The 26673-nt window shown below is 65.8% G+C and carries 21 protein-coding genes; 4 read left to right on the forward strand and 17 right to left on the reverse strand.

Annotated features, from left to right (window positions below):
• Nucleotides 1-65: 65 nt before the first annotated feature.
• The 5 genes from LV476_RS02630 to cysS form a co-directional block, all read right to left on the reverse strand.
• The gene (locus tag LV476_RS02630; RefSeq protein WP_250072982.1) at nt 66-266 is read right to left on the reverse strand and encodes a cold-shock protein; all 201 of its coding nucleotides are present in this window, start codon (nt 264-266) and stop codon (nt 66-68) included.
• A 412-nt stretch (nt 267-678) separates the two neighbouring features.
• Entirely contained in the window at nt 679-1563 is an 885-nt protein-coding gene (locus tag LV476_RS02635) for a D-hexose-6-phosphate mutarotase (protein WP_250072984.1), read from the reverse strand.
• A gap of 48 nt (nt 1564-1611) precedes the next feature.
• Nucleotides 1612-2091 (reverse strand): transcription elongation factor GreB, encoded by a 480-nt coding sequence (greB, locus tag LV476_RS02640; protein ID WP_250072985.1) that lies wholly within the window; start codon nt 2089-2091, stop codon nt 1612-1614.
• Complete coding sequence (locus LV476_RS02645) at nt 2088-3161, reverse strand: DHHA1 domain-containing protein (protein WP_250072987.1); 1074 nt, start codon at nt 3159-3161, stop codon at nt 2088-2090. The genes greB and LV476_RS02645 overlap by 4 nt, the downstream gene beginning before the upstream one ends.
• A gap of 128 nt (nt 3162-3289) precedes the next feature.
• Nucleotides 3290-4678: a cysteine--tRNA ligase gene (gene cysS, locus LV476_RS02650; RefSeq protein ID WP_250072989.1), complete on the reverse strand. Its 1389-nt coding sequence runs from the start codon at nt 4676-4678 to the stop codon at nt 3290-3292.
• Between the two features lie 125 nt (nt 4679-4803).
• On the opposite strand from cysS, the gene LV476_RS02655 reads away from it, so the two are divergent.
• Genes LV476_RS02655 through LV476_RS02670 form a run of 4 tightly spaced genes read left to right on the forward strand, consistent with a single transcriptional unit; the run spans nt 4804 to nt 7424 of the window.
• A complete protein-coding gene (locus LV476_RS02655; RefSeq protein ID WP_250072991.1) occupies nt 4804-5316 on the forward strand; it encodes a peptidylprolyl isomerase in 513 nt (170 codons plus the stop codon).
• Nucleotides 5317-5340: 24 nt separating this feature from the next.
• Nucleotides 5341-6093 carry a UDP-2,3-diacylglucosamine diphosphatase gene (locus LV476_RS02660; RefSeq protein WP_250072992.1) on the forward strand — a complete coding sequence of 251 codons (753 nt, stop codon included), beginning with the start codon at nt 5341-5343 and terminating at the stop codon, nt 6091-6093.
• Nucleotide 6094: 1 nt separating this feature from the next.
• The gene (gene pgsA / locus LV476_RS02665; RefSeq protein WP_250072994.1) at nt 6095-6664 is read left to right on the forward strand and encodes a CDP-diacylglycerol--glycerol-3-phosphate 3-phosphatidyltransferase; all 570 of its coding nucleotides are present in this window, start codon (nt 6095-6097) and stop codon (nt 6662-6664) included.
• A 7-nt stretch (nt 6665-6671) separates the two neighbouring features.
• Nucleotides 6672-7424 carry a lysophospholipid acyltransferase family protein gene (locus LV476_RS02670; RefSeq protein ID WP_250072996.1) on the forward strand — a complete coding sequence of 251 codons (753 nt, stop codon included), beginning with the start codon at nt 6672-6674 and terminating at the stop codon, nt 7422-7424.
• Here the strand turns inward: LV476_RS02670 and LV476_RS02675 are convergent.
• The 12 genes from LV476_RS02675 to recC all read right to left on the reverse strand — a co-directional run bounded on the left by LV476_RS02675 (nt 7421) and on the right by recC (nt 26492).
• Nucleotides 7421-8119 (reverse strand): hypothetical protein, encoded by a 699-nt coding sequence (locus LV476_RS02675; protein WP_250072998.1) that lies wholly within the window; start codon nt 8117-8119, stop codon nt 7421-7423. The two genes, LV476_RS02670 and LV476_RS02675, sit on opposite strands and share 4 nt — an antisense overlap.
• A 75-nt stretch (nt 8120-8194) precedes the next feature.
• On the reverse strand, nt 8195-9019 hold the full coding sequence (locus LV476_RS02680) for a metal ABC transporter permease (RefSeq protein ID WP_250073000.1): 825 nt from the start codon (nt 9017-9019) through the stop codon (nt 8195-8197).
• Nucleotides 9016-9807 (reverse strand): metal ABC transporter ATP-binding protein, encoded by a 792-nt coding sequence (locus LV476_RS02685; protein ID WP_250073002.1) that lies wholly within the window; start codon nt 9805-9807, stop codon nt 9016-9018. Before LV476_RS02685 ends, LV476_RS02680 begins: the two co-directional genes overlap by 4 nt.
• An 8-nt stretch (nt 9808-9815) precedes the next feature.
• The gene (locus LV476_RS02690; protein ID WP_250073003.1) at nt 9816-10739 is read right to left on the reverse strand and encodes a metal ABC transporter solute-binding protein, Zn/Mn family; all 924 of its coding nucleotides are present in this window, start codon (nt 10737-10739) and stop codon (nt 9816-9818) included.
• Between the two features lie 78 nt (nt 10740-10817).
• Complete coding sequence (locus LV476_RS02695) at nt 10818-12800, reverse strand: transglutaminase TgpA family protein (RefSeq protein WP_250073004.1); 1983 nt, start codon at nt 12798-12800, stop codon at nt 10818-10820.
• Entirely contained in the window at nt 12797-13747 is a 951-nt protein-coding gene (locus LV476_RS02700) for a DUF58 domain-containing protein (protein WP_250073005.1), read from the reverse strand. Before LV476_RS02700 ends, LV476_RS02695 begins: the two co-directional genes overlap by 4 nt.
• Nucleotides 13748-13751: 4 nt before the next feature.
• The gene (locus tag LV476_RS02705) at nt 13752-14693 is read right to left on the reverse strand and encodes an AAA family ATPase (protein ID WP_250073011.1); all 942 of its coding nucleotides are present in this window, start codon (nt 14691-14693) and stop codon (nt 13752-13754) included.
• 17 nt (nt 14694-14710) lie between these two features.
• Nucleotides 14711-16495, reverse strand: coding sequence for a YcaO-like family protein (locus tag LV476_RS02710; protein WP_250073020.1), 1785 nt, complete (start codon nt 16493-16495; stop codon nt 14711-14713).
• A gap of 40 nt (nt 16496-16535) precedes the next feature.
• On the reverse strand, nt 16536-16907 hold the full coding sequence (locus tag LV476_RS02715; protein WP_250073022.1) for an Mth938-like domain-containing protein: 372 nt from the start codon (nt 16905-16907) through the stop codon (nt 16536-16538).
• Nucleotides 16908-16936: 29 nt separating this feature from the next.
• Nucleotides 16937-19102, reverse strand: a complete 2166-nt coding sequence (gene recD, locus LV476_RS02720) for an exodeoxyribonuclease V subunit alpha (protein WP_250073027.1) — start codon at nt 19100-19102, stop codon at nt 16937-16939.
• The gene (gene recB, locus LV476_RS02725; RefSeq protein WP_250073028.1) at nt 19099-22896 is read right to left on the reverse strand and encodes an exodeoxyribonuclease V subunit beta; all 3798 of its coding nucleotides are present in this window, start codon (nt 22894-22896) and stop codon (nt 19099-19101) included. Before recB ends, recD begins: the two co-directional genes overlap by 4 nt.
• Nucleotides 22893-26492 carry an exodeoxyribonuclease V subunit gamma gene (gene recC / locus LV476_RS02730; RefSeq protein ID WP_250073029.1) on the reverse strand — a complete coding sequence of 1200 codons (3600 nt, stop codon included), beginning with the start codon at nt 26490-26492 and terminating at the stop codon, nt 22893-22895. The genes recB and recC overlap by 4 nt, the downstream gene beginning before the upstream one ends.
• Nucleotides 26493-26673 lie beyond the last annotated feature (181 nt).

Here is a 26673-nt window from a genome sequence, read left to right on the forward strand (position 1 = left end):
GCAGACCCCAGACACAAAAAATCCCGCACGAGGCGGGATTTTTTCGAGCCGTTGCGGGCGGTGACTTAGACGGTCACGTTCGCTGCGGCCGGGCCTTTCTGGCCTTGCTCGATGTCGAAGGTCACGGTCTGACCTTCGGCGAGCGACTTGAAGCCGCTGCCCTGGATGGCGCTGTGGTGGACGAATACGTCCTTGGAGCCGTCGGACGGGGCGATGAAACCAAAGCCTTTTTCGTCACTGAACCACTTAACGGTGCCTGTAGCCATGATGGATACCTCTGATGCAATTGCATGTGCTGAATGAAAACGAGGGGTACTGCTGAAGGACTGCAAAAGCGTCAGAGAACCGCAGTTCCATGCGGGTAGGACAAATGGAGATTTGACTCTTCTATCCGGGCGGGGGTTCTGGTCTGGTGCTAATGAGGAGTCCTAACATCGATTCCTCGAGGCGCATTATCCGCGTATTGCGAAAAAAACGATAATTTTTTTGCTTCAGCTGTGGAATTCGAGGGCCAAATGGTCAGGAAAACGCGCAGCCTGGTGTATGGCGCATCCCCGGAGATGGCCGTGTGACGGGCGATGGCGCGATCTCGGTTCTCATTGAGCCCGGCGAATATTCGGTGCCGGGCAACCTCCCGAAAAGCGCGGAAAATGCGGTCGATGGACGGTCGGGCTGCGTCTAAGAGGCCGAAACGGCGATGTTCGCGGTGAGCGTATGGGTCTGCCCCGGGCCAAGCGAATAGGCATCATCCCGTGCATTCGCGGTCTCCACGCAGAGCATCTGCGGCCACGCATCATCCGGCATGTCACCCAGGGCGGCCGCTCCCTCCGGACCGGGATTCCAGACCACGGTGCTTCGACTACCGCTCTTGCCGATGCGGATATCGCGTCCCTGATCGTGGATGACCGCTGCATTTTCGTGACCGAAATAGACCCGGTCGAACGGCGGCTCGATTTCCAGCGGCGTGTCCTGAGTGCCGCGCAGGCCATCGCGCTGCTTGTCCCAGTAGTGAAGGCCGTCCAGCCCTGCAACCGGCAGGCTGCGCGCGTTCGCCACCCGGAAGTAGCTGTGAAGCGCCTCGCTGACCGTCCAGGTCTCCTCGCTGAGGTTGGTCGCCCGCAGGTCGATGGCCAGAGTCTGGCCCAGGGTGAGCTCGAGCTCCAGCCGGAAGGGCCATGGCCATTGGCTGGCCGTGGTCGCGTCGGATTGCAGGCGCAAGACGGCACAGCTGAGGTGCTCGCCGCCTTCGGCATCGACGAGCTCCCAGGTGGCGCGCCGGGCAAAGCCGTGGGTGGGCAGGGTGGGGTCGCTCGGGTGGGGGCCGAACCAGGGCCAGCAGACCGGAATGCCGCCGCGTATCGGCTTGCTGCCATCGTAACGTGCGGTATCGCTGACCCAGATGACCTCATCCTCGCCGGTTGGGACGTAACTGATCACAGTCGCCCCCAGGGTGGAGACAACGGCGGTGCCGTGGGTGTTGCTCAACTCGAGCATCGTGAGATTCTCACGCTCGAACAGATGAATACCGGGCTGCTCGAAGCGTTGCAGAAGAGGGTCGATCATCGTGCCTCTCCGAAGGCGGCAGGTGGTGGCTTGGGTTATGGCGCCCGACTAGTCGTAACGGATGTCGACGATTTCCCAGGGGAGGTGGCCGCGATCCTCGCCGGCGGGCAGATGGACCACGTCGCCCGGGCGTCGTCCGATAAGTTTGCGAGCGACTGGTGAATCAATGCTGATCCAGCCGCGCGTCGGGTCGATCTCGTCGGGCCCGACCAGGCGCAGGGTGCGTTCCAGCTCCTGTGCCTCGCATTCCATTTCGACGAACGCGGCGAAGTAGACCTTGTCGGTGTCGTCCGGTTCCCGCCAGACCACCTTGAGGTTCGGTAGCCGTTTTTGCAGATAGCGAATGCGCCTGTCGATCTCGCGCAGGCGCTTCTTGCCGTAGATGTACTCGGCGTTTTCCGATCGGTCCCCCAGGGCGGCCGCCTCGGAAACCGCCTGGACCACCTCACGGCGCTCGACGCGCCACAGGCGATCCAGCTCGGCCTCGAGTGCCTTGAAGCCGGACTGGGTGATGATCGGCGTGCTCATTTCTCGCCGGCAGAGAGGGTCTTCTGGATGGCGCTGACGGCATGGGCCAAGTCACGCAGGCGAGTGTCCTTGAGTTCGCCGCCGGCCGCGCCCGGATGGCCGCCACCACCGAAGTAGCGTGCCGAGATCTCGCCGGCATTCACGCCCGGGTTGGCGCGCAGGGACAGCCGGCCGTTGCCGCGGATGCCCATGGCCATGTCGATCTGGCCGCGTACTTCCATCATGTCCATGATCACGCCACGCCAGACGTCGTGCGGCCAGTTGAAGAACACGCCGGTGCGCACGCCCTCGATCTCGAGCACCGGGACGAAATCCTCGTCGAGTACCGAGGCCGACAGCATGTGGAACTTGTCGTTGAGCGGCAGGTTCTCGTCATTGAAGATGCGCTTCTCGACTCGTCCCTTGAGGAAAGCCTTGCGCACTTCGAACAGCTGACGCTCGAAGCTCTCGAGCGACTCGCCGGACTCGTGCGAGCGGAAGAATGCCTCCATCACGTGGAAACGGTAGGCACGCTTCAGGTCTTTGAGCGGCGGGGCGAGATGATCGTCCTGCATGACCAGGCCGATCAGGTAGATCGCGCGACGGAAGTCGTCGTGGTCGCGCAGCCAGCGATCACCGATGTCGATGAATTCGGCACGCTGGCGCAACAGCTCGCGCTTGGTCTCGTCGAACTGATCGGCCACCGCGTCGAAGGTCAGCAGGCTCGCGCAGCGGTTGGTGTCGAGGTAGTACCAATCGAAGGCCTCGGCGCAATCCGCGCCGGTGGCGTGATGGTCGAGCAGCTGCAACTCGATAGGCACCTTGGACTTGGCGATGCGCTTGTCGAGCGCGCGGGCCTGGTCAAGCGTGAGGTTCAGATCGGTTATCAGCAGCCCCGCCGGCTCGCCGGCCTTGACGATGCGCCCGATGATGTCGTCGATGGCGTTGTTGATGTCGCGGTAGTCGGCGTTGAAGAAATGGCAGCGCTGATCGGTCTGGTCGACCATGTACTGCGCGCCGTAGCCGTCGAGGTCGGTGTGCGACAGGTGATACAGCCAGCCTTCGGGGCGGATGATGTTCGGTGTGCTCATGGGTGCTCGCTGACGGCGACCGCCGCGGTCTCGTGCATCGAAGACACGGCTTGCGGTCGTGAGTGAAATGATGGACTCAAGATGTTGATGACCGGGCGGAATTCAAGCATTCGCCCGGTCGGGGGTGTTCATTGCCGGCGCCAGGTGGTGCCCTGCGGGCCGTCCTCGAGGGTGACGCCGTTGTCCAGCAGCAGGTCGCGGATACGGTCGGACTCCTCGAAGTTGCGCGCGGCACGCGCCTCGGCGCGCTGCGCGATCAGCTGGTTGATGTCGGCGTCGTCGAGCGTGTCCTCGCGGTCGCCCTCGGCACTCCAGTGGAGGAAGGCGTCCGGGTCCAGCTGGCCGAGATTGAGGATCGCGCCCATGGCGTTGACGGTCGCCGCGTGCGGGGCAGCTGCTTCCTTGTCCTCTTCGCCCATCTTGTGGACCAAGCTCAACTGCTCGTGGATCAGGGCGATCGCTTTCGGCGTGTTGAAGTCGTCGTCCATGGCGTCATGGAAGGCATCCATCACCTCGGGGATCGGCTCGGCATTGGCCGGCACCTTCTTCAACGCGCTGTACCAGCGCGACAGGCTGGCCTGGGCCGCATCGAGGTTCTGGTCGGAGTAGTTGAGCGGGCTGCGGTAGTGGCTGGAGAGGATGAATAGGCGAACCACCTCGGGGTGATAGCGCTGGGTGACTTCCTCGACGGTGAAGAAGTTGCCCAGCGACTTGGACATCTTCTCGTCGTCGATCCGGACGAAGCCGTTGTGCATCCAGTAGTTGACGAAATGGCAGCCCGTGGCGCATTCGCTCTGGGCGATCTCGTTCTCGTGGTGCGGAAACATCAGGTCGTGGCCGCCACCGTGGATGTCGAAGGTGGTGCCGAGCGCCTCGGTGGACATGGCCGAGCATTCGATGTGCCAGCCCGGACGGCCCGAGCCGAAGGGCGCGTCCCACTGCGGGTCGCCCGGCTTGGCGTGCTTCCAGAGGACGAAATCGAGCGGATCGTCCTTGGCCTCGTCGACGGCCACCCGGGCGCCGGCCCGCAGGTCCTCGGGGTGGCGGCCGGACAGCGTGCCGTAGCGGTCGAAGGTGGAGACGTCGAAGTAGACGTCGCCGTTGTCGGCCCGGTAGGCGTTGCCGCGTTCGATCAGCGTCTCGATCATCGCGATCATCTCGTCGATGTTCTCGGTCGCGCGCGGCTGCGAGGTCGGCGGCAGGCAGCCGAGTGCCTCGGCATCGCGATGCATCAGCTTGATGAACCGGTTGGTCAGCGACTCGATGCTCTCCCCGTTCTCGGCGGCGCGGGCGATGATCTTGTCGTCGATGTCGGTGATGTTGCGGACGTAGTTGACGTCGAAGCCGCGCTCCTTGAGGTAGCGCACCACCATGTCGAACACCACCAGTACCCGGGCGTGGCCTATATGACAGCGATCGTAGACGGTCATCCCGCAGACGTAGATCCCGACATGGCCGGGACGGATCGGGGTGAACTCGCGCTTGGCGCGGGAGGCGCTGTCATAGATTGTGAGCATGTTGGCTACGATTCCGGGTCGAAGGTCGTTAGACTGTTTCGCATTCTGACAAAGGCGCGTGCCGAGGGCAGCACGCCTTCGAGCAAATGCGTAGTTTAACGGTCCGCACTGACGAGATAAAACGCATGAGTGACATCAAGAGCAAGATCCGCTTTTCCACCCGCCTGGGCGACATCGAGATCGGCCTGTACGACGACAAGGCCCCGAAGACCGTGGAGAACATCCTTGCCTACGTCGATGCCGGCCACTTCGACGGCACGACGTTCCACCGCGTCATCCCGGGCTTCGTTGTCCAGGGTGGCGGTCTGACGCCGGACATGGAACAGAAGTCCACCCGCGCACCGATCGAGAACGAGGCCAACAACGGCCTGAAGAACAAGCGCGGCACGCTCTCGATGGCCCGCACGCCGGATCCGCACTCGGCCACCAGCCAGTTCTTCATCAACCTCGCCGACAACGCGTTCCTCGACTTTTCTTCGGAAACGCCGCAGGGCTGGGGTTACGCGGTGTTCGGCGAAGTGACCAACGGCATGGACGTGGTCGACAAGATGGCCACCCTGCAGACCGGTTCTCGCTACGGGCACCAGGACGTGCCGGTCGACGACGTGCTGATCGACAAGGCCGAGCGCATCGACTGAACACTCAAGGAGACGAGTCCGGTCATGGCCGAAACGCTGATCATCGCGGACCTGCACCTCGCCAAGCCCGACCCGCGCACCCTCGCGCTGCTGGACACATTCCTCGAGCGGGCGAAGGACGCCGAGGCGGTGTATCTGCTGGGCGATCTGTTCGACTACTGGATCGGCGACGACCAGCCGCTCGATCCGGCCATCGCCGAGCGCCTCGAGCGTTTTGCCTCACTCCCCGGGCCGGTGACCTTCCAGTCGGGTAACCGGGATTTCCTCGTCGGCAACGCGCTGCTTGAGCGTCTCGGAGCCAAGCGGCTTCCGGATCAATTTGTTCTCGAGCACGGCGGGCGTCGCTTGCTGCTCACCCATGGTGACGAGCTCTGCGTGGACGACCCGGCCTATCAGGCCATGCGGGCGCAGCTGCGTGATCCCGCGTTCGTGCGCGACTTTCTCGCCCGCTCGCTCGAGGAGCGGATCGCGATCGCCGAAGGTCTTCGCAGCAAGAGCAAGACAGCATCGTCCAGCAAGCCCGAGGACATCATGGACGTCAACGCCGCCGCGGTCGAGGAGATCCTCGAGCGTACCGGTGCCGACGGCCTGATCCACGGCCATACTCACCGGCCGGCGATCCATCGGCTTGATGGCGGTCGGCCGCGCGTGGTGACCGGAGACTGGGGCGAGTCGGGCTGGCTGGTGGCTCTCGAGGGCGACGGGCTGACGCTGGAGCGCTTCACGCCGGAAGCGACAGAGATCATGGCGACCTGGCCGCCGGGCAAGGAGACATGACATGACGCTGCCGATGTTTCTGACCTGGTTGCGCATCGCGGCAATCCCGCTGCTGGTGATCGTGTTCCTTTTCACGCCGGCGGAGTTCGCCCGGCCGGCATCGGCCTGGATCTTCGGTCTGGCCTCGCTGACCGATTTTCTCGACGGCTATCTGGCCCGCCGCTGGAACCAGCAATCGGCGTTCGGGGCGTTCCTCGACCCGGTTGCGGACAAGTTGATCGTGGCCGTGGCACTGGTCCTGCTGGTCTTTAGCGACGGCGACTTGCCGATCGTGATCGCCACGGCGGTGATCATCGGCCGAGAGGTGTTCGTCTCCGCGCTGCGCGAATGGATGGCCGGGCGCGGCATCAGCGCCGCGGTGAAGGTGTCCTCGCTGGGCAAGATCAAGACCACGGCGCAGATGTTCGCCATCCTGTTTCTGCTCTATTACTTCCCGCTGTTTGGCCTGATCGATGTCCACACCCTGGGCTACTGGCTGCTGATGCTCGCCGCGCTGCTGACATTCATTTCCGGTGCGCAGTACGGTCGTGCGGCTGTCGTGGCCGTTCGGAACGCCGAGTCGGGCCACTAACTGCGTGATGCGGCCCTTGTTTCGTGCCGCTGGCCGCCTGTTTCGGCTTTTGGGCTACCTCGGAGTCGGCCTGTGGCGGGCTCGCCGCCTGGGTCGGATGGAGGAGGGCGAACGCCTCGAGACCGTCCGTGCCTGGCTGGCCGATGCCGCGGGGATTCTCGGTGTGAGCGTTCGCGTGCGCGGGCTGGAGCGAGTGGACGCCTTGCCTCCGGGCGGAAGCCTGTGGCTGCCCAACCATGTCAGCTGGCTGGATATTCCGTTGCTGGGTAGCCTGCTTCCCGGCACGGTCTTTCTCGCCAAGAGCGAGATTCGCCGCTGGCCCGTGATCGGCCGGCTGGCCAGACTCGCGGGGACGGAATTCATCGAACGCGGTCGCGGCAGCGAGGCCGCTGCGGCGGCCGTGGCCGACGGCCTGTCGCGGGGTCGGCAGATGGTGGTGTTCGCCGAGGGTACGACCAGCGAGGGACATACCGTCCGGCGTTTCCACGCCCGTCTTCTCGGCCCTGCCGTGGAGACGGCCGAGCCGGTCGTGCCCGTCGCCGTGCGCTACTGTGACGCGAAGGGTAACCGGACCATCGCGCCGGCATTCGTTGGCGGGGAGTCGTTGTGGCCGTCGCTATGGCGCGTGCTCTCGGCACGCGGGCTGGAAGCCCGGATCGACATCCTCGAGCCGATCGAACCCCGGGAAGGGGAGACCCGCAGCGAGATCGCGCGGCGCGCTCACCACGCGGTCTCGGCAGTGGTTGCCGCGGACGATTAGCCGCCCATCATTCCACGCATCATCCGTTGCAGGTCGACCGGTTTGCCGGGCAGGGCGAAGCGCTCGTCGGGTTGATCGGACCGCTCGATCGATTCCAGCCGGAAATCGTCGCCGAAACGCAGCACGGCAAGTCCCCGGCGCTCCAGTTCGCGTTGCGCCTGTTCGTGCCCGGAGACGCCGGTGCCACTGGCGATGGCGCGGGTCATTCCCCCGATCAGCGCGGTCTGCATTTCCTGGACCAACGCGTCGCCGGTGAACACCGCCTCGTCGACATGGGCCTTTCCGTTGCTGTCCTGCCAGCTCACGCGGTAGACCTCGCCCTGGATTCCGGCCACCGTTTCGGTCTGTCCGGTGCGTTCCATTGCCGTCAGTTGCGCCGGGACCACCGTGTTGGGGCCGAGCTGGGTCAGGCTGCTGTCCTTGCCCAGAAGCTTCGCCAGGGACTCGAGATCCATGCTCACCGGCCGTCCGGCGACTGAGGCCACGCCCCATGCCTTCCCGTCGATGGCGAGGACATGGGCGGGCTGATTCGGGGTGTCGAGGCGACTGTGTGCGACGTCCTGCCAGCTGAAGGTCAGTGTCGGCACATTGGGATCGCCCGTCGAAAAGCGCGCCGAACCGGCCGCATAGGCGGCCGTGACGGGCAGCAGGAGACTGACGAGCGCGCCCAGCATGAGCGGACGATTGATACGCATTCAGTTGTCCTCGGAATATCGGGGTGTTCTCCCTCTGACACGTCCGAGGCGCTCGGGTTGCATGGCGGGACGGATTCAGGCGCGGCTCGCGCGTGACAGCAGTGTTTCGATACCGACGATCGACAGGTACAGCAGACTGGCCGTCGCAATGATCGCCGGGCCGGATCCGATGTCGAACCAGTAGCTCGCGTACAGGCCGGTGAGGCAGAACAACAGGCTGAACAGGCCGGAGGCGAGCATCATGCCGCCAAGCGTGCGCGTGTAGCGCTGCGCAAGGTAGGGCGGCAGGGTGAGCAGGGCGATGACCAGCAACAGGCCGACGACCTGGATCATCATGACCACCGTTTCCGCGATTAGCAGCAGGAGCATCAGGTACAGGCCGGTCACCGGGATACCGCGGGTGCGGGCAAAGACCGGATCGAACGAGAACGACAGGAGATCACGGTAGTAGTACAGCGCCAGCCCGAGGATGAGCGCGTCTATACCGGCCATCAGCCACAGCTCGAGACTGCCGACGGTGAGGATCGAGCCGAACAGATAGGTCATCAGCCCCGCCTGATAGCCGGGCGTGAGATCCACCAGGATCAGGCCGAAGGCCATGCCGGCGGCCCAGATCACCCCGATCAGCGTGTCGGTGCGCTCGCGACGCCGGATGGTCAGCCCGCCCAGCAGGAGAGCGGCCGCGGCAGTGAACAGCCCGGTGACGGGCAGGACGGGCAGGCCGAGGAAGATCGCGGTGCCCACGCCGCCATAGGCCGTGTGGGCGATGCCGCCGGTCATGAACACCAGCCGGTTGACCACCACCAGCGCACCGACGATACCGGCAGCAATGCTGACCAGTACCGCCGCGATCAGCGCGTGTTGGACGAACCCCTGCGAGAACAGATCGACGAAGCTCACGAGCGCGATCTCCCATGGTCATGGGCGTGCGTCTCGCCGGGGAGCGGCTGACCCATCGGGCAGTCCTTGCCGTGCTGGCCGTACATCAGCGCGAGCATCTCGTCGGTGATGGCGGGGCCGTCGCCACTGACCAGCCACCGGTTGACCGCGAGCACCTGAGACACGGCCTGTCGCGTTATGCCGAGATCATGGCTGACCATGACCCGCGTGATCTCGTGCCCAAGCCCCTCGAGGGTGTCGTGGATGCAGGCCCGGCCGTAGGGGTCGATGTTGGAGAACGGCTCGTCCAGGAGCAGCAGATCCGGGTCGGTAATCAGGGCCCGCGCGATCAGCACCCGTTGGCGTTGACCACCCGAGAGTGCGCCGAACGGGCGGTCGGCCAGCTCGACGATACCGGCCCGGTCGAGAGCCTGCCGGGCGCGGTCGCGCTCGTCCCGATGAAAACGAGGGCCATGCCGGTGGCCGTGAGGCAGTCCCATGAGCACCACCTGTTCGACCGTGGCCGGGAAGCCCGGCGCGAGGTTGCCGTGCTGCGGAACGTAGCCGATGCGGTCAGGGTGTTGGCCGGGCGGATCGCCGAAGACACGTACCCGGCCGCGTTCCGGCCGATACAGCCCGAGGATGAGATGCAGCAGGGTGGTTTTCCCGCCACCGTTGGGGCCGACGATGACGGTAAAGCTTCCGCTCGGGACTTGCAGGTCTACCGCCTCGAGGATCGGTTCGTCGTCGAAACGAAATCCGACCTGCTCGAGGGTAATGACATCCGTTTCGGTTGCGGCGTCCATCATGGTCCCGTTCAGTGTTCGTGTGCCGGCTCGGCGGCGTGTGTCGGCGTGCCGCCCAGCGACTCGGCGAGAGTCTTGGCGATCGCCCGCATGCCGGCCGGCCAGTCCCGGGCCAGCGGGTCGAGCGTGACTACCTGGCCACCGATCTCCCTGGCGATGGTACGCGCTGCCCCCTGGGCGAACTGCGGCTCGATGAAGATCACTCGAATGCCGTGGCCGCGGGCCTCGTCGATGATGCGTGCGAGTTCGCGTGGGCCGGGCTCCTTGCCTTCAACCTCGATTGCCATCTGCTCGAGACCGTAGCTCGCAGCGAAATAGCCGAAGGCGGGGTGAAACACCAGGAATCGGCGCGCGGACGGATCGATATCGGTGAGGGCTTCGAGAATGGCCTGGTCGAGCGTATTGATTTCCTCGGCAAGCCGACGGAACCCGCGGTGATAGTCGGCGGCATGGTCGGGGTCCGCGGCGATCAGCGCATCCCGGATAGCTTCGGCTTGCAGGCGTGCCAATGGCGGCGCGAGCCAGACGTGGGGGTCGAGCGCGTCTTGCGAGGGCGCATCGCGATCACCGTGTTCGTGCTGATGATCGACATCCATCGCGCGACGCTGGATGCGCGCAGTGGTATCGATGACCGTCATGGCCGGGTTGACGTCGCGAAAGCGCGGTAGCCAGCCCTTCTCGAACGGCACGCCGACGGCAAAGTAGAGTTCGGCCCCGGACAGGGCGGTCATCTGTCGCGGTGTCGGTTCATAGGTGACCGGTTCGGCATTGGCGGGCACCATGACCTGCACCTCGACGTGATCGCCACCAATGGCTTCCACGAAATGCGCCTGCGGGGCGATGGAAACGGCGACCGGCAGTGCCGCCTGCACCGCATTCACAAGCCCGAGGGCGGCGATCAGCGACAAGGCGATGGTTCGGACGATCGACGACATGGGTGATGTCTCCCCGGGGCGCGGGCGAATGGACAAAACGTTATTGTATAACATTTGTGCCGCTGGCCGTTCCAGGCCTCACGCTCCCCGGGGTGGTCGATTCAGGCGCGCGCGCCACCAAAGGCGCCTGTGCAGATTGGACAGACGAGTGATGAGCAGGCGCTCCTGACGCGCGCTGCTGTGTCGTGCATACCGCTGGGTTTCGATCAGTGAAGCCAGGCGGGTGAGGTCCGTGGCCGACTTCGGCAGTGCTCGGGCCGCGCGGACGAGCAGGGCGCGCTCGGTTTCCTCTGGGTGACGTTGCACGCCGAGCCGGTCGAGATCCTCGAGCAGGCGCTCCCACAGGTAGTCGGTTTCACTGCCGGCAAGTCGTCGCCGTTCGCGCCGCGTGAACGCCCATAACGTCAACCACCATACGACGCCGGCGAGGACCAGTGCCCAGAACGCCGACGACCAGGGCCGGGCGCCGGACAGGCCGATCCAGCCGAACAGATCGAGCTGCAGTTGCCCGTCATAACCGAGCACGTATTGGTTCCAGCGGTTGTCGAACTGTTCCAGCCACAGCCGCGCCTGACGGCCGAGCGAGTCCGGGTCCCGGCGGACGGTGGCCGGCAAGCTGGCATCGTCCCGCACCGACTGGGCCACACCGGTCTCGATACGTTCCGGCGCGACCGTACGGGTCGGGTCGATGCGCAGCCAGCCGGAATCGGCCAGCCAGACCTCGGCCCAGGCATGGGCGTCGGATTGCCGCACCACCAGATAATCGCCATTGATCTCGCCGCCCTGATAACCCGTAACGACACGTGCCGGCACGCCGGCAGCGCGCATCAGACGGACGAAGGCATCGGCATAATCGGCGCAGTAGCCCTGACGAGTCTCGAAGAGAAAGGCATCGGCGCGGTCGCTGCCTTCACGCCGCCCCGGCGAGCGGGTATAGCGGAAATCGTTCTCGCGGAAGTACTCCAGTGCCCGGTCGACGCGTTGTGCCGGAGGCAGGTTCTTCCATCCCGCAGCAAGATCGGCGAGCAGCGGGTTGAGTCCGCCGGTGCGCAGATAGTGCGCCTTTCGAAAGCGGGGCAGGTTACCGACATGAAGGCGATAGGTGGTTGCCGAGGTGATGGCGTAGCGCAGACGGTCGTTGGCCTCGCGGGCACGATGCACGACCAGGTTGGCATCGACGTGAGTCCGCTCCGGTGTTTTCACAGCGGCTGCAAGGCTGGGCAGCTGGCGCGAGCCGGTGGGCTCGAGGGTGATCTGATAGCTGAGCCGCGAGGCCGACACCGTCTCCAGCCGCGGCGCGGGAGAAACCGGATCCGCGATCCAGCTTTCCGGGTCGTTCTCGGCGAAGCCGCTCATGACGTAGACACGCCAGTAACGCGCTTGTGGCGGAATGATCTCGTCCTCGAAGCGAACCCGGAATGCCGGGGCAGGGTTCTCGGCGAGGCGGTCGAACTGGCCGGGACGTAGTTGCTCCGAGAGGCCGGTGACCGCTTGTCCCCCCGGTTGCTGTACGCCCCACAGCCCGCCCGGCGGGCGCGGAAAGAGGGCAAAGAGTATGAGGGTGAACGGCAGCCCGACAATCAGTAGCCGCCCGGCGTGGCGCATGCGCCATCCGATCGGCAGGCTGGTCGACTGGCTCACGCCGATCCAGGCACCGACCAGCAGCCAGAAAAGCAGCATCACCAGCGCGAATATCACCGGCGCCTGATCGAACAGCAACACGCTGACCAGCAAGAAGAACGTCAGTAGCAGTACGCTGTTGTGGTCGCGTGCCTCGCGCGTCTCGAGGAGCTTGAGCCCGGCGGTCAGGACCAATAGCGAGACCCCGGCATCACGCCCCCACAACGCATGGAACTGGGACAGCACCAGCGCGGCACTGGCCAACGCCAGCAACAGCAGCAGCCATCGTGGCGGCAACGGCCAGTTGCGCACCTCGTGCAGACGACGCCAGATCAACGCGGTCACCAGGACCGGGATGATGGCAAACGGCAAATGCGGCAACAGCAGGCCGATGCTGCCGATCAGGACCAGCCACAGCAGCGGGTCGAGACGGCGGATCACCACGAGCCCTCCGTCCCCGGCGGGACATGATCGAATCCCATGGCGTCCCGGCGCCGCTCGAAACGCGCCAGGTGGCGTAGTGCCTGTCGTCTAGCCTGGCTAGTCTCGCTGGTCGCGCCCGACGAGCTGATCGGTCGGATTCCAGGCAACCGAAGCGTCCAGGGTTCGCCGCGCTCGGATAGGGAGAGCAGCCGCTGGGTCATGGCCGAGAGTCTTACCTCCACCGAACCACGGTAGTGGTCGTAATCGATGACCACCGGCTCGATCGCCTGCGGTTCGCCCTCGGTCTGGCGACTGACCAGTCGACCGGTCTTGGCATAGTGTCGGAAGACAATGCGCCGCATCGGATCACCCGGCTGGTAGGCACGCAGATGCGTCGGGTCACCACCCGGATCTCGCTGGCTTCCTGTCTCCCCGTCGTGATCGAGTTGAACGTCATGGCTCGGCCCGGCGATCGGAGAGGGGTAGATCCACTGGCCAAGGGATGGCCTCAGGCGTCTCTCCACGCGCCACAGGCCCAGCGGAAAGGTGGTGGCGATCTTCACCTCGGGCAAGGGCTGGTAGCCGCGTGGCGCGGCCGGGAGATCAAGCGTGACGCGCGTGCGTTCCTCGGCTGGTAGAGAGGCATGGATCGCCGGAAGATCGTCATCGAGGGAGAGCCTTAAGGCCGGTAGGCCCGGACGGCTGACAAGGTGCAGCGACCATTCGCTCGGCGTTCCGGCTGGGCGCATGGCAGGCGGCAGGGGCTGAACCCGCACGGAAGTCAGTGCGCGCCACCCCTGCCAGGCACTGTTGGCGATCATCGCCAGCATGGCGAAGGCGAGCAGAAAGATCAGGTTGTTGCCGTAGTTGATCGCGGCCAGCAGCATCGCCCCCGTAACGGCGGCGACGCCCAGACCGAATCGACGCGGGCGGATACGGGGAGTGGTCAGCGTCGTATCGGTCACGGCTTCAGGGCGCCGGCACCCGTTCGAGCAGGAGGGCGGCGGCATCACGGCCGTCGTGATCGTCCAGTCCGACGCGATGGTTGATCAGGTCGGGCAAAACGGCCTGCACGTCATCGGGCAGGACGTGGTCGCGAGCGTCGATCAGCGCCCAGGCTCGGGCAAGGTTGAGCAGCATCAGCCCGGCGCGCGGCGAGAGGCCGACGCGAAATTCCGGTGCCTCGCGGCTGGCCGCCAGTAGCGACTGCACGTAACCGATTACGCGCTCGGCGACGTGGACCTGGGCGGCTCGGTCTCGCAGTTGCTGCAGGCCGTTGGCGTCGGTGACCGGCGTCACCTCGCCCAGGTGTGCCCGACCGCCCCCGGAAACGAGCATGCGCCGCTCGGTCTCGGCATCCGGGTAACCCAGACGGATCACCATGGCGAAGCGGTCGAGCTGCGATTCCGGCAGGGGATAGGTGCCGGCCTGCTCCAACGGATTCTGCGTGGCGATGACGAAGAACACGCCCGGCAATGGATAGCGCTTGCCGTCGACGCTGACCTGCCGCTCCTCCATCGCCTCGAGCAGGGCGCTCTGCACCTTCGGCGGCGCGCGATTGATCTCGTCGGCCAGCAGCATCTGGGTGAATACCGGGCCGGGCATGAAGCGAAAGCCGCTTTCGCCGCCGGTCTGCCCCGCCGTCTGCCCGGGCATGAACACCGAGCTGCCGACCACATCCGCCGGCAGCATGTCCGCGGTGAACTGCAACCGCTTGAACGACAATCCCAGCACGGTGGCGAGCGTATGCGCGAGGGTGGTCTTGCCCAACCCCGGCAGATCCTCGATCAGCAGATGCCCACCCGCCAGAATGCAGGTCAGCGCACGGCGAATGGCCGGCCGTTGACCGACCACCACGCGATCCGTGGCGTCGATGATGGTCGAGCAGATGCGCGCATCCACTGCGTTCATGGGGCTCTCCTTGATCCTTAAGCGAGCTTGGCGCGATAGGCGCGCTGGTAGGCATCCATCAGGGCCGCATGGCGCGGTTCGTTGCGAAACCCCGGTGCGAGGGTGGTCAGCGGGCGGTAGCCCCAGCGACCGGCCATCAGCTCGTGTGCCTCGTCGACTGTCATGCCCGGGAACAGGCCGGTAAGGCTCTTTTCGACCGACGCCGGCTCGCAATCCGATTCGTGGGTCAGTTGCCACAGGGTATGGGCGGCCCGGTAGCGTGCCTGGCGCTCGGCCGGCAGTGGCGGGACATGTGCCAGCCAATGCAGGTCCATGCCGATCTCTTCTGCATCCCGAGGCGTGTGCGAGTGGCCGTGCAGCCGGGCGAGGATCTCGACCTCGCCGATACGCGTGCCCGACCAGGTGGATTCCGGTCCGGCACACAGCCCGATCACGTCGCTGATCGGTGTGAGCGGGTCGAGGGCGAGCTCGCCGATGGCATCAGCGAATGCCGCACTTTCCTCCGCCGTGAGTTCTTCGAGGCGGTGGAAGTAGTCGAGCAGCTCGAGGCCCTGGTTATTGTTGCGCTCGACCAGTTCCTCGACCGGATAGATCTCGGAGACACCCGGCACCAGGATGCGGCAGGCGGGTAGGCCCAGATGGGTGAAGTCGGCGATGTAGACGTCGTGGCCGTGCTCGTGGAAGCGCTCGACCAGCGCACGCTCGTACTCGCGGTTGCGGCCCTCGCGATCGAGGTTCTCGACGTCCGACTCCTCCATGCCCCATGGGGTGAACGGGTAATCGGGTTCGTCACGCAGCATCCGCCACGGGAGGATCCCGGAGGAATCGATGAAGTGCAGCTCGATGTTGTCGGGGTCCGCGGCGAGCTCGTCGTCGGTAGTCGGTGCCGGGAAGGCGTGCAGGTCATCGAGATCGCGCCCCTGCACCAGCTCGGTCAGCGTGCGCTCGAGGGCGACGTCAAAGCGCGGGTGCGCACCGAAGCTCGCGAACACGCCGCCGCTGGCCGGATCGAACAGCAGTACACAGATGACCGGGAAACGACCGCCGAGCGAGGAATCGTAGGCCCGCGCGGTAAAACCCGACTCGTTGAGCGCGTCGAGTGCCGCCCGGCTTGCCGGGAAGCGGTCCATCACCTCGTCGGGGATCTCCGGCAGGGCGATGCCCTCGGTGATTACCTGTTCCTTCACTGCCCGCTCGAATACCTCGGACAGGCCCTGTGTGTGGGTCTCGGCAAGCGTATTGCCGGCCGACAGGCCGTTGGAGACGTAGAGGTTGCCGACGACGTTGACCGGGAAGTAGATCGTCTCCCCGTCGCGCTGGCGCACGAACGGCAGGGCGCAGATCTGATGGGTCTCGCCGCTGTTGAGATCGCCCCAATCGGCGGTCGATTGCAGTGAATCGCCGCCGTAGAACGACCAAAGTCGGTCGTCGAGCAGGCCCTCGGGCCGCTTGCCGGGTTCCTCAAGGGTGAAACAGCGCTCGGCCGGGTCGTGCAGCGTCGTCGCATCGATGCTCGCAAGCTCACGGTGCCAGTGGAAGTCGGCAAAGAAGTACTGCGAGGCCAGACGCTCGACGAACTCACCCAGGGCCGAGGCCAGTGCGGCCTCGCGGGTCGCCCCCTTGCCGTTGGTGAACAGCGCCGGACAGCCGCGGTCCTTGATATGCACGGACCAGCAGTTGGGCAGCGGGTTGTGCCATAGGCTGGCCTCGATATCGAAGCCGAGCTCGGCAAGGCGGTTCTGGACCCGTTCGATGGTCCGTTCGAGCGGGGCGTCCTTGCCGGGGATGAGGGTTTCGGTCATTGAGTGTCTACGTTGATGAAAGGGGCGTTGAAAGAGTGAATTACTGGAAGATCACGAGCAGGCTGACGCGCCGCAGTTCGGAGGCGAGCACCGTGTAGGTGCGTAGGGCCGCGGCGGTGTCCATGTATTCGATGCCCACGCCCTGACGCATCAGTAGCGCGGAGAGGGCGGAGGGCCCCATTCGAGTCCGACTGCCGGTGCCGATCAGCACCACTTCCGGGTCGTCCCGCAACAGCAGCGACTCGCCGTGTTTCTCGAGATCGTCGAGGTCCTCGACTGGAATCTCGGATTCGAGATTTTCCGGGGTCAACAGGAAGCTCTGCTGGAGCTGCTGATCGTTGACCGTCACATGGGACTCGGAAAAGCTGCGGATCACGAAATTGAGGCCGCGATCATCCTGGGTCAAGCGCATGACGTTGATCCGTCGGCGTGAATGTGGGGCTAGCCTAATGCGTCGTCGGCTTGAACGCCACCGGCGTCCCTGTGTTCAGGGCCGTCGACCAGCCGATGCAGCAGGCGTCGTCGCAGGTTGCCGGAACGCCGTGTGACCCCGGATACCGCGCTGGCAACCACCTCGCGGGCGAGCCGGGCCGGATCCTCCCCGTTTCGGACCGGCGAGACCAGGGCGAACCGCCGTCGTGCCCGTGTGATGGCGGTGTAGAGAAGCTCGCGGGTCAGGATCGGGTTGCTGCGCTCGGGCATCACCATCGCGACCTGCGTAAACTCGGAGCCCTGTGACTTGTGAACGGTGAGGGCAAAGGCGGTTTCGGCGTCGGCCAGCCGAGTCGGGCTGATCCAGCGGAAGTCGCGATCATTCCCCGCAGCCACCGGGAAGACCGCTCGCAGGCCGATCTCGCCATCGGGCAGCCGGGTGGGCAGGGTCAGGCCCATGTCGCCGTTGGCCAGTCCCAGTTGAGGTGCGTTGCGCGTCACCATCACGGGTCGTCCCGGGTACCACGCGGCGTGACGCATGCCGGGCTCGGCCGGCGGTAGAAGGCCTGCATCGGTCAACCAGCCGTGAATCCGGGTATTGAGGCCCTCGACGCCGGCATCGCCGCGACGCAGCGCACACAGCGCCTGGAATTCGTTGTGTCGACGGAATAGATCGGACACGGCCGCCTGATCGCTCGGAGAGTCGGGATCGAAGCCCTCCGGCCGAGCGGCGATCGTCTCGAGCCATGGACGCAGGCCCTCGATTACCAGCCGTGTGAACGGGGTGTGGTCGCGGGCACCCGGGTCGTCTAGCAGCCAGGAGATCTCGCCCGTTTGTTCATGCGCGCCCGGCATGCCCAGTGCGGCGGTTGCCGCGGTCACGTCGCCGTTGTTGACTGCCCGAGCCAATCCGCCGATGGCGCTGTCCTCGCCGAAGCGATGGGACACTCGAAGTGTGGCGATGCGGGCCTGGATGGCATCGGCAGGTCTCGTGCCGGTGATCGGCAGCGGTTCGCCGGAAGCCGCCTCGAGGTAGCGATTCAGCGCCTCGGGATAAGCGCCGTTGTCGGCGTTGCGGCACAATTCGCCCAGTACCGCACCGGCCTCGACCGAGGCCAGCTGGTCCTTGTCCCCCAGCATGATCAGTCGGCAGCCCGGGGGCAGGGCATCGACAAGCTGGGCCATCAGCTCGATACCCACCATCGAGGCCTCGTCGACCACCACGACGTCGAGATCGAGCGGGTTTTGAGCATGGTGCCGCGGCCGTTCGGCAAGTGGACGGGTGCCGATCAGTCGGTGGATGGTGTGAACCTCCCCGGGGAGTTGTGCCGCGACCGATTCCCAGTGGTGAGCCGGAAACCCGTCCGCCTGGATCGAGGCGATCTCGCGCACCTTGTCGCCAATGGACTCGGACAGGCGCGCGGCGGCCTTGCCGGTGGGCGCGCAGAGGGCCATCCGCGGTGTGTCGTCGAGGTGCAGCGAGGTGAGGGCGGCAAGCAGGCGCACCACCGTAGTGGTCTTTCCGGTACCCGGGCCACCGGTGACGATCGAGAACGGCTGGTAGGTGGCAAGGGCACAGGCGAACTTCTGCCAGTCGGTGGGAGAGTCGTTCCCGACCGACGGGAACAAGGCATCGAGCGCCTGGCGCACCGATTGGGGGGTCGGAATACCCGCTTGATGACGCGACGCCAGACCGGCGGCCACTCGGCCTTCGACCTGCCAGTAGCGGCGTAGATACAGCTGTGGTCTCTCGTCGTTCACCATCACCAGCGGCCGTCCACCGAGCTCGACCCGGTCGTCGGACCAGCCGAGCGTGCGAACCGCCGGGTGGTTGGCCAGCGCCTCACGCCAAGCGGTGAGCTCCACCCCGGCGAGGACCGCGGCCGGCGTGTCGGCCGTCGTCGTACCGCGCCCGACCGGTTCGGCCGGCGGCATGCGCAGGGTGAAGTCGGGGTTGTCGAGCACATCGGCGAGGTCGAGGCAGACGTGTCCACCGCCGCCCTGATGGCTGGCGAGCACCGCGGCAATCGTCGCCAGCGGCGCCCCGTCCGGGGCACGACTGTCGAGGAAATCGGCCACGGCCCGATCGATGGGTCGCAGCCAGCCGGCGGCAACCCAGCCATCGAGCAGCGCACCCAGGGCAACCGGATCGGTGAGGGCGGGATGTCGGTTCATGCCACTTCCTCCGCATCACCGGTGAACAGCGCATCGAGTGCCTCGATCAAGGCGCGGTCGGGGCGGCAGGTGTACACACCGGCATTGCCGCCATCGCCCGCCTCGATTCCCCGCAGGAAGACGTAGGCAGCCCCGCCGACGTGTCGGTCGTAGTCATAGTCCGGGAGCCGGTCGGCGAGATGTCGATGCAAGGCAACGAGATAGAGGACGAACTGCAGGTCATATCGTGAATCCAGAACCGCGCGTTCGATCGCTTCCGGCATGTAGGCGGCGGCATCCGGTCCCAGCCAGTTGGATTTCCAGTCGATCAGGTAGTACCGGCCCTCGTGCTCGACGGTAAGGTCGATAAAGCCCTTGAGCATGCCGTTGATGGTTTGTCCGGACAGCATGGGGCGCGGTTTTCCGGCTGCGACGTGTCGTCGCACCAGACGGTCGAGTTGCTCCGGATCGGTGGTCTCGACCGCCAGCCAGAATTCCATCTCCGCCTGGTAGCGGGACAGTCGCGCCAGTGCCATCGGGTGTTCGGCTTGTGGCATCGCCCAGCGGGTGGCGAGCAGGGTGTCGAGCAACGCGGCAACCACCTCGATCTGGGCCTCGTCCAGATCACGCAGGCCGGGGTGAGCCGAGCGCGCCATAAGCGCACGGGTGCGCTCGGGTTCGTCGGCATACCGGCTGAAACCGTCGTTGGCGATCGCCTCGATGAGATCATGCAGCAAGGTGCCGATATGGGCCCCGCGCGGAAGGGCATGGATACCTTCCACGGGGGCTGAACGGGCCGTGGAGGCGTCGGGAATCGAATCCAGCGTTTCCGTCTCCAGCCGAATCTCGTCTCTTGCGGCCTCCGGGGCGGGCAGGGGAGCCGCGTGCCCGACCGAGGCGGTCAGCGCGGAGAAGCTCGATATCCACCACGGCTCGAACGTGGAAAACACAGGTTGCCTCGGCCCCACAAGCGCAGGCTCAGCCGGCGGCGTGAAGCGTTGCTGCCTGGGGTCCCGTTGTTCGGGAACCGTCGTGAGTGCGATGGCCGGATGCTCGGCCCAGTCGGTCAGCGCGGCGATGACTTCCTCGCCGCTGGCCTTTGCCCCCGGTTCGAAACCGAGGAACTGACCGAACGCGGTCTTGCCGGGGTTGGGTTCCTTCGTGCCGATGGCGACCGGCCCCGCCCCCAGATAACAGGCAAACTCGGCGCGCGTGAGCGCGACGTAAAGCAGGCGGATCTCTTCGGCGACCGACTCGCGTGCAGCACGATCCCGCGTGGTCGGGTCGGGACGCATGTCCCAGACATTCCGGCCGTGTCGATGCCGCCGGGTCGGTTCGATTTCCGTGCTTCCCTTGCCGCTTTTCGCCGCGCTGGACTCGTCACGACCGATCATTGCCGCGAACGGCAGGAACACCACGGGATACTGCAGCCCCTTGGCGCTGTGAATGGTCACGATGCGCACCATCTCACTGTCCTGCTCGAGACGGATCTCCTGCTCCGCCGCCCCCTCGGTGATAGCCAGGTGGAGGCGATGGATGAGCGCAGTCTCGCCGTCGACATCGTGGTCGACGGTCTGCAACCATTCAGCCAGGTGGAGCAGGTTCGTCAGGCGGCGTTCACCGCGCTTCGCCTGGCGGGTTTCGGACTCGAGCATGCGGGCGGGAATGGCGAAGTGGTGAAGCAGGCCCATCAGGGCCGCCAGAACACCCTGCGATTGCCAGATACGATGCCATTCGTAGAATCGCTGACAGATACCGTCAAAGGCAACCTCGTCCCGCAGCATTTCCTCGAGCTCTTCCAGAGACAGGGCGAAACTCGTGGTGGACACCGCCAGACGGATGCGGTCGCTGCGGGAAGGGTCCGCCAGGGCATCGAGCCAGAGCAGCATGTCGGCGGCCTCGGTGGAACCGAAGACCGAGGCACGCTCGGAAAGAAAGACCGCCGGGACACCGAAGGCGGTCAGTGCCAGGCGCATGGCCTGACCCTGGTCTGCCGTACGTACCAGCACGGCAATGTCGCGCGGCTGAAGTCCGGTGCGCGCACCGTCGTCTGTCTCGAAGCCGCAGCTTCCCGACTGGCCGGCATTGAGCATCGCCGCGATCTCGCCGGCGGCGCGCACCGCGAGCTGTTCCACGTAAGCGCCGGCGTTCCAGGTCTCCGCCGGGGGCGTGACCCAGGCGGTGAGGGCGGGCAACTCGCCGCCAACGCGGTCGTCGACCAGCCGGGCAGCGCGTCCCTGGGCCTCGACAGGCGCGAACGGGACAGGGTTGTCGCCGCCATCGGCCGGAAAGCGGAAGGCGCCGTCGGGGTGCCGGTCGGCAAGCGTGAACAGATGGTTCACCGCAGCGACCATCGCCTTAGTGGAGCGGAAGTTGCGCGGCAGGTTGGCGTGCCGGCCCGCGGTCGCCTGTCGTGCCGTCAGGTAGCTGTGAATATCGGCGCCGCGGAAGCTGTAGATGGCCTGCTTGGGATCGCCGATCAGGACGATGGCGTGTTCGTCGGAGACAGGGGACGCCTCGCCGAGCGGATAGATCGCCGAGAAGATGGCGTACTGCAGCGGGTCGGTGTCCTGGAACTCGTCAATCAGCGCCACCGGGTACTGGTCGCGAATCGCCTCGATCATGCCGCCCGCATTCGGGTTTCGGTCGGCATCGACCGAGTCGCGCATCTGAATCAGCATGTCCTCGAAGCCCATGGATCGTTTGCTGGCGAGCAGTGCGGCGATGCGCTCACGGATCCACAGGGCGGCAAAGGCGCGGATCACCGGCTGGATTTCCGCGATTTCGGCCTGGACGAATTGTTCGGCTTCGCGCCAGTCGCCGATGGCCTCCAGTGCGGGGTGGGTTGGTGGCTCCCATTTGGCCTTCATGCGTGGCTCGGCGAGCTTGTCGCGCGACTTTGCCTCGAGCCCTGCCTCACCACGCGCCCAGGCGTCGATGCCGGCCAGCCAGTCGTCAAAGCCTTCGGCCGTCTTTGCCTCGCGATGGGTGCCGGCGTGCAATCCTTCCCGCTTCTCCTGCCACAGGGCATGCAGCGCTTCGGCGTCGGCCAGCCAGGTGTCGCGCGCCGCCTCTTCGGCGGTGTCCGCCTTGTGCTGCGTTTCGGCCAGTCGATCGAGCAGATCGGCCGGCGAGGGCAAGTCGCCGGAGGCTCTCGCGAGGGCATCGCCCAACGCCACCGGACTCCCGTCGCGGCGGATCAGGTCGCGAATGCGCTCCTTGAGTCTGACCGGCGTTTCCACGATACGCGCGAACTGGCCGGCGAGGCGCTTGTCACGCTGTGCCAGCGGGTAGCCGTGGGTGCGCCAGAAGTCACGGATGGCCTCACTCACGATGGGGTCAAGGTCGGTGACCAGCTCCTGCTCGAACAGCGCGCGGCTGTGGAAGGCATGCTCGCGCAGCATGCGTTGGCAGAAACCGTGGATGGTGAAGATCGCCGCCTCGTCCATCCATTCGGCCGCTCGTTGCAGCAAAAAGCCGCCGCGCACGCGCTCGGCCTCGTCGAACTCGTCGAACAGCGCACGCAGCGGCGGATCGACCTCGTCGGGCGTCAACGTGCCGCCGAACAGCCACGCCGCCTGCTGCAGACGTGCCCGGATGCGGTCACGCAGCTCGGCCACCGCCGCTTCGGTGAAGGTGCTCACTAGAATCTCGGGTGGAGTCAGCGGGCGGGAGTTGCGCTGGTCCGGGCCGCGATGTCCCAGTACCAGCCGCAGGTAAAGCAGCGAGATGGTGAAGGTCTTGCCGGTGCCCGCGCTCGCCTCGATCAGGCGGCTGCCCTGCAGGGGGAAGGTAATCGGGTCGAGCTGGTTCATTCGTCACCCTCCGGCAGGATCGCCTTCTGGTGGGCGCCGCGGGTCGCCTGTGCCAGGGGGAGATACATGGCGCGGGCGACGTGTGCGAAGTCGGGATGAGTCACGAGGCTGTCGACGTCGGGCCACAGCCGGACGAGCTCGGCATCGAACTGGGCGGCATTCTGGAATTGTTTGCGCGCATCCGCCCGGCCGGCGGTTTCATTGCCTGCCGTGAGCCACGCGATCTGGGTGCGCGGTTCGGCGGGTAGCGGCATCCGTCCGGCACGGTGCCAGAGCTCGATCAGTTGCATCAGGATTGTCCGCGCCCGAGCCGGGTCGATCGGTTCCATGACAACGGGACGCTCGAGAAGGTTTTCCTTGTGTGCGTCGGATTCACTGATCAGATAGGTCGTGACGGGCCTGCCCCCGAGCTGGGCGGCCAGATGCGCTGGCCATTCGCCAACCAGTCGATGCCATTTGAGCTGCTTGCCCTTGTGCAACGAGCCGGATACCAGGCGAAGCCGAACCGCGTCGTCTTCATCGCAGAGGATGTCATTGATTTCCCCGTTGAGCGGCGGTTCACCATCGGGTACCAGCCGTTCGCCCGAGTGGAATGCCGGCAGGCTCTCGGTATAGCGGGCCCGAAAGGCGGCCCAGGTGCGCAGTTGGCGGCCGACGGCCTCACCGTGAGCCCGACGCAGGCCTTCGTCGAACGGTGACAGGGGCAGTTGCCCACTTCCGCTGATCCGATCGAAGGCCGCGTCGATCCATTCCGGCAGTCGCTGTTCGAGGGTCTCGGGAGTGAGGGTTTCGATCGGCTCGCATTGCATCCGGTTGACGATGCGGTCGAGCAGTTGGGCGCTGAGCTGCGATTCACCCAGTGCGTCGAGGGCGAAGGGTTCGTCGTCCTCGGGGATCGCGATGTCACGACGCGCGGGGACGTTCAGGCGGTGATGCAGATACACACGCCAGGGCTTTTTGAGAAGGGTGGCCAGATCGACCAGCGATGGCACGGACGACTCTTCCTCCGTCACCAGGCGGGACTCGGTTGCAGCCGGGTCGCGGGCGGACGTATCGGCGTGATGCACGCGATGCCATTCCTCGGCGTAGCTGAACAGTTCGGGGTGCTCGCGGCCGAAATATTCGCGGCTGAACGGTTGCAGCGGGTGTTCGGTCGTCAGGACCTCGGAAGGCGTATTCGTGCCGTCGTGGCACGACCAGCCGCGATCGATGTGGTCGCGCAGCTGATTGACCAGCACAGAGGCGGGGCGCTCGTGATTGTCGCGGATATGTCGACCGACCCAGCTGATCCACAGCCGGTCACGCGCCGAGAGCAGGGCCTCCAGAAACAGGTAGCGATCATCCTCGCGGCGCGAGCGGTCGCCGGGGCGGTAGCGACCGGCCATCAGGTCGAAGTCGGCCGGTGGCTGACGACGCGGATAGGCGGTGTCGTCCATTCCGAGGAGGTATACCTGGCGGAAGGGGATGGCCCGCATTGGCATTAGCGTCGCGAAATTCACCGCGCCGACGAGAAAACGCTGGTTGAGACGATGCTCGTCGAGTCGATCGAGCCAGGCGCTGCGGGCGGTCTCGATGCCGATTTCACGGTCGAATGCCGCCGATCGGCAGTCGTCGAGCCACGCCACGCTGGCATCGAGGATGCGATCGCGCAGGCTTACCGCCGTTTCCCGCTCGGCCAACGGGTTGGCCTCGTCATCGCCAGCCGGAATGGCCTCGGGGTCGAAGAATGCGGCCAGCATCGCCTCGAACTGCGCCACCCAATCCGTCGGCGTGTGCGATTCCTTGAGGCGATCACGCCACCGTTTCAGCGCACTCACCAGCATGTGGAGCGGACCGATCACCTCGGCGCTCATCCCATCCATGCCGCCGACCGGCACGATGTGTTCCCAGTCTTCGTCGCTGCCGGCCAGGTAGGCGTACAGCAGGCGGTCGAGGCCGAAGCGCCAGGTGTTCTGCTCGATGCCCGCGGGCAGACCGAAGTCGGGACGGTGCTCACCGTCCAGCCCCCAGCGGATCCCGGCCGTCTCGATCCAGTGTCGTAGCAGTGCGACGTGGTCCGCCGCGATATCGAAACGGGCGCGCAGGGCGTCCACCTCGAGCAGGTCCATGACCTCGCTTGCGGTAAGACGTGCGTCCGGCAGGCGCAGCAGGGCATCCAGTGCGCGGCGCATGGGGTGGGTCTCGCGCTCGGGACGGTCCGAGATGGCGAACGGCAGGAACCGCGGGTCGGTACGCGCGACGCGGCCGAACACCGCACTGATCGCCGGGGCGTAATCGGTCATGTCGGGGACCATCACGATCACGTCGCGCGGCCGCAGTGTCGGGTCGGCATCGAATGCGGCGAGCAGCTGATCCTGCAAGATCTCGACTTCGCGCAACGGGCTGTGGGCCACGGTGAAGCGAATCGACGCATCGTCGCTCTCGATGAGCCGTTTCTCGGCATCGATCTCGTTCATCGGCCGCAGGTCGAGCAGGTCCGACTGGATCTGACCGAGCACCCGGTCGGCCTTGGGTTCGTCGAACAGGTCGATATTGAGCGCTTCGGTGCCGGCGACACGATCCGGCGCCTGGTCGAAGGCGTCGACAAGGCGAACCAGGTCACGGCCCTGCTTACCCCAGGATGCGAGCAGCGGATGGGCATGCTGGTGCAGGGCGTGGTCGTCCAGCGAAGCGTCGATCTTGCGCTCGGCGATGCGACGGTAGGCGTTTCGGAACAGATGCCGATCCTCGACGATATCGCCCCAGTAGTGACGGCAGGGGTTCTGCAGGCAGAAGATCACCTGTGTCCAGCGGGAGATGGCGCCGAGCACCTCGAGCACTTGCGGGGGCAGGGCGGAGACACCAAAGACCACGATGCGGCGGGGGAGGTCGACCGGGCGTTCGGCCAGTTGCCTGGTGCGATCGAGGAACGCCTGGTGGACCAGCGCACGCCCGGCGTAGCCGGTGGGGACCGGGTCGTCGTCGAGCGAAACCGGTGGCTGCTCGGCCAGGTCGGCAAGGATGGCGCGCCACAGGGCCGGCTGCCAGCCCGAATGCGCGGGGACCTCCGACGAGTGGCCGAGCGGACCGGGCAGGATGGCCTGATTGTCGGCCCAGTGTTCCAGCCAGTCGGCGCGATAGACCTGGTATTGGTCGAACTGGTCGGCCAGGCGCGCAGCGAGCTGGTAGGCACGGTGCTCATCGCTATCGATGTAGTGGGTCAGCGGCTCGAAGACCGGGTCGTCGATGATCGACGGGTCGCGCAACAGACGGAATAGCCGCCAAGTCAGTCTCGACTTGTCGAGGGGCGCCTCGGGCGGGACGGCGTCGTGCCCCAGAACCGCGCGGTAGCACTGCCACTGCAGGCGCGCTGGGAGCAGCAGATCCATCGCGGTCGCAACGCCCAGGCCGCCGTCCCGACGCGAACGCCCCAGAGCGAGGCGCAGCCACTGGGCCATGCCGTTGCTCTGAACCAGGACGTGTTCGTCCTCCAGCGGGGCGAGGGGCGCGCGGTCCAGCCACTGGACCAGCAGATCCCGCAATCCCTCGAGGCGATTTCCCTGCAGGACGATGAAGCCGGGGGTGATCGATGCGTGGGCGTCCGTGGAGCGATTCAAGACGTCGTGTCTTCCCGGTTGGCGACAGAGTGGCAGGCGGTGTGTGGAAGTGTATGGGATCGGCGCTCGGCACGAAACCGCGACGCCCGTCATCGTCGCCCCGAATCCCGGATTGGTGAAAAATTGTTCATGTATCGGTATGGACCTATACTCTCTCCCCTGGGTCGGCGACGTGCGTGTC

The organism is Guyparkeria hydrothermalis (assembly GCF_023555385.1).
Taxonomy (GTDB): domain Bacteria; phylum Pseudomonadota; class Gammaproteobacteria; order Halothiobacillales; family Halothiobacillaceae; genus Guyparkeria; species Guyparkeria hydrothermalis_A.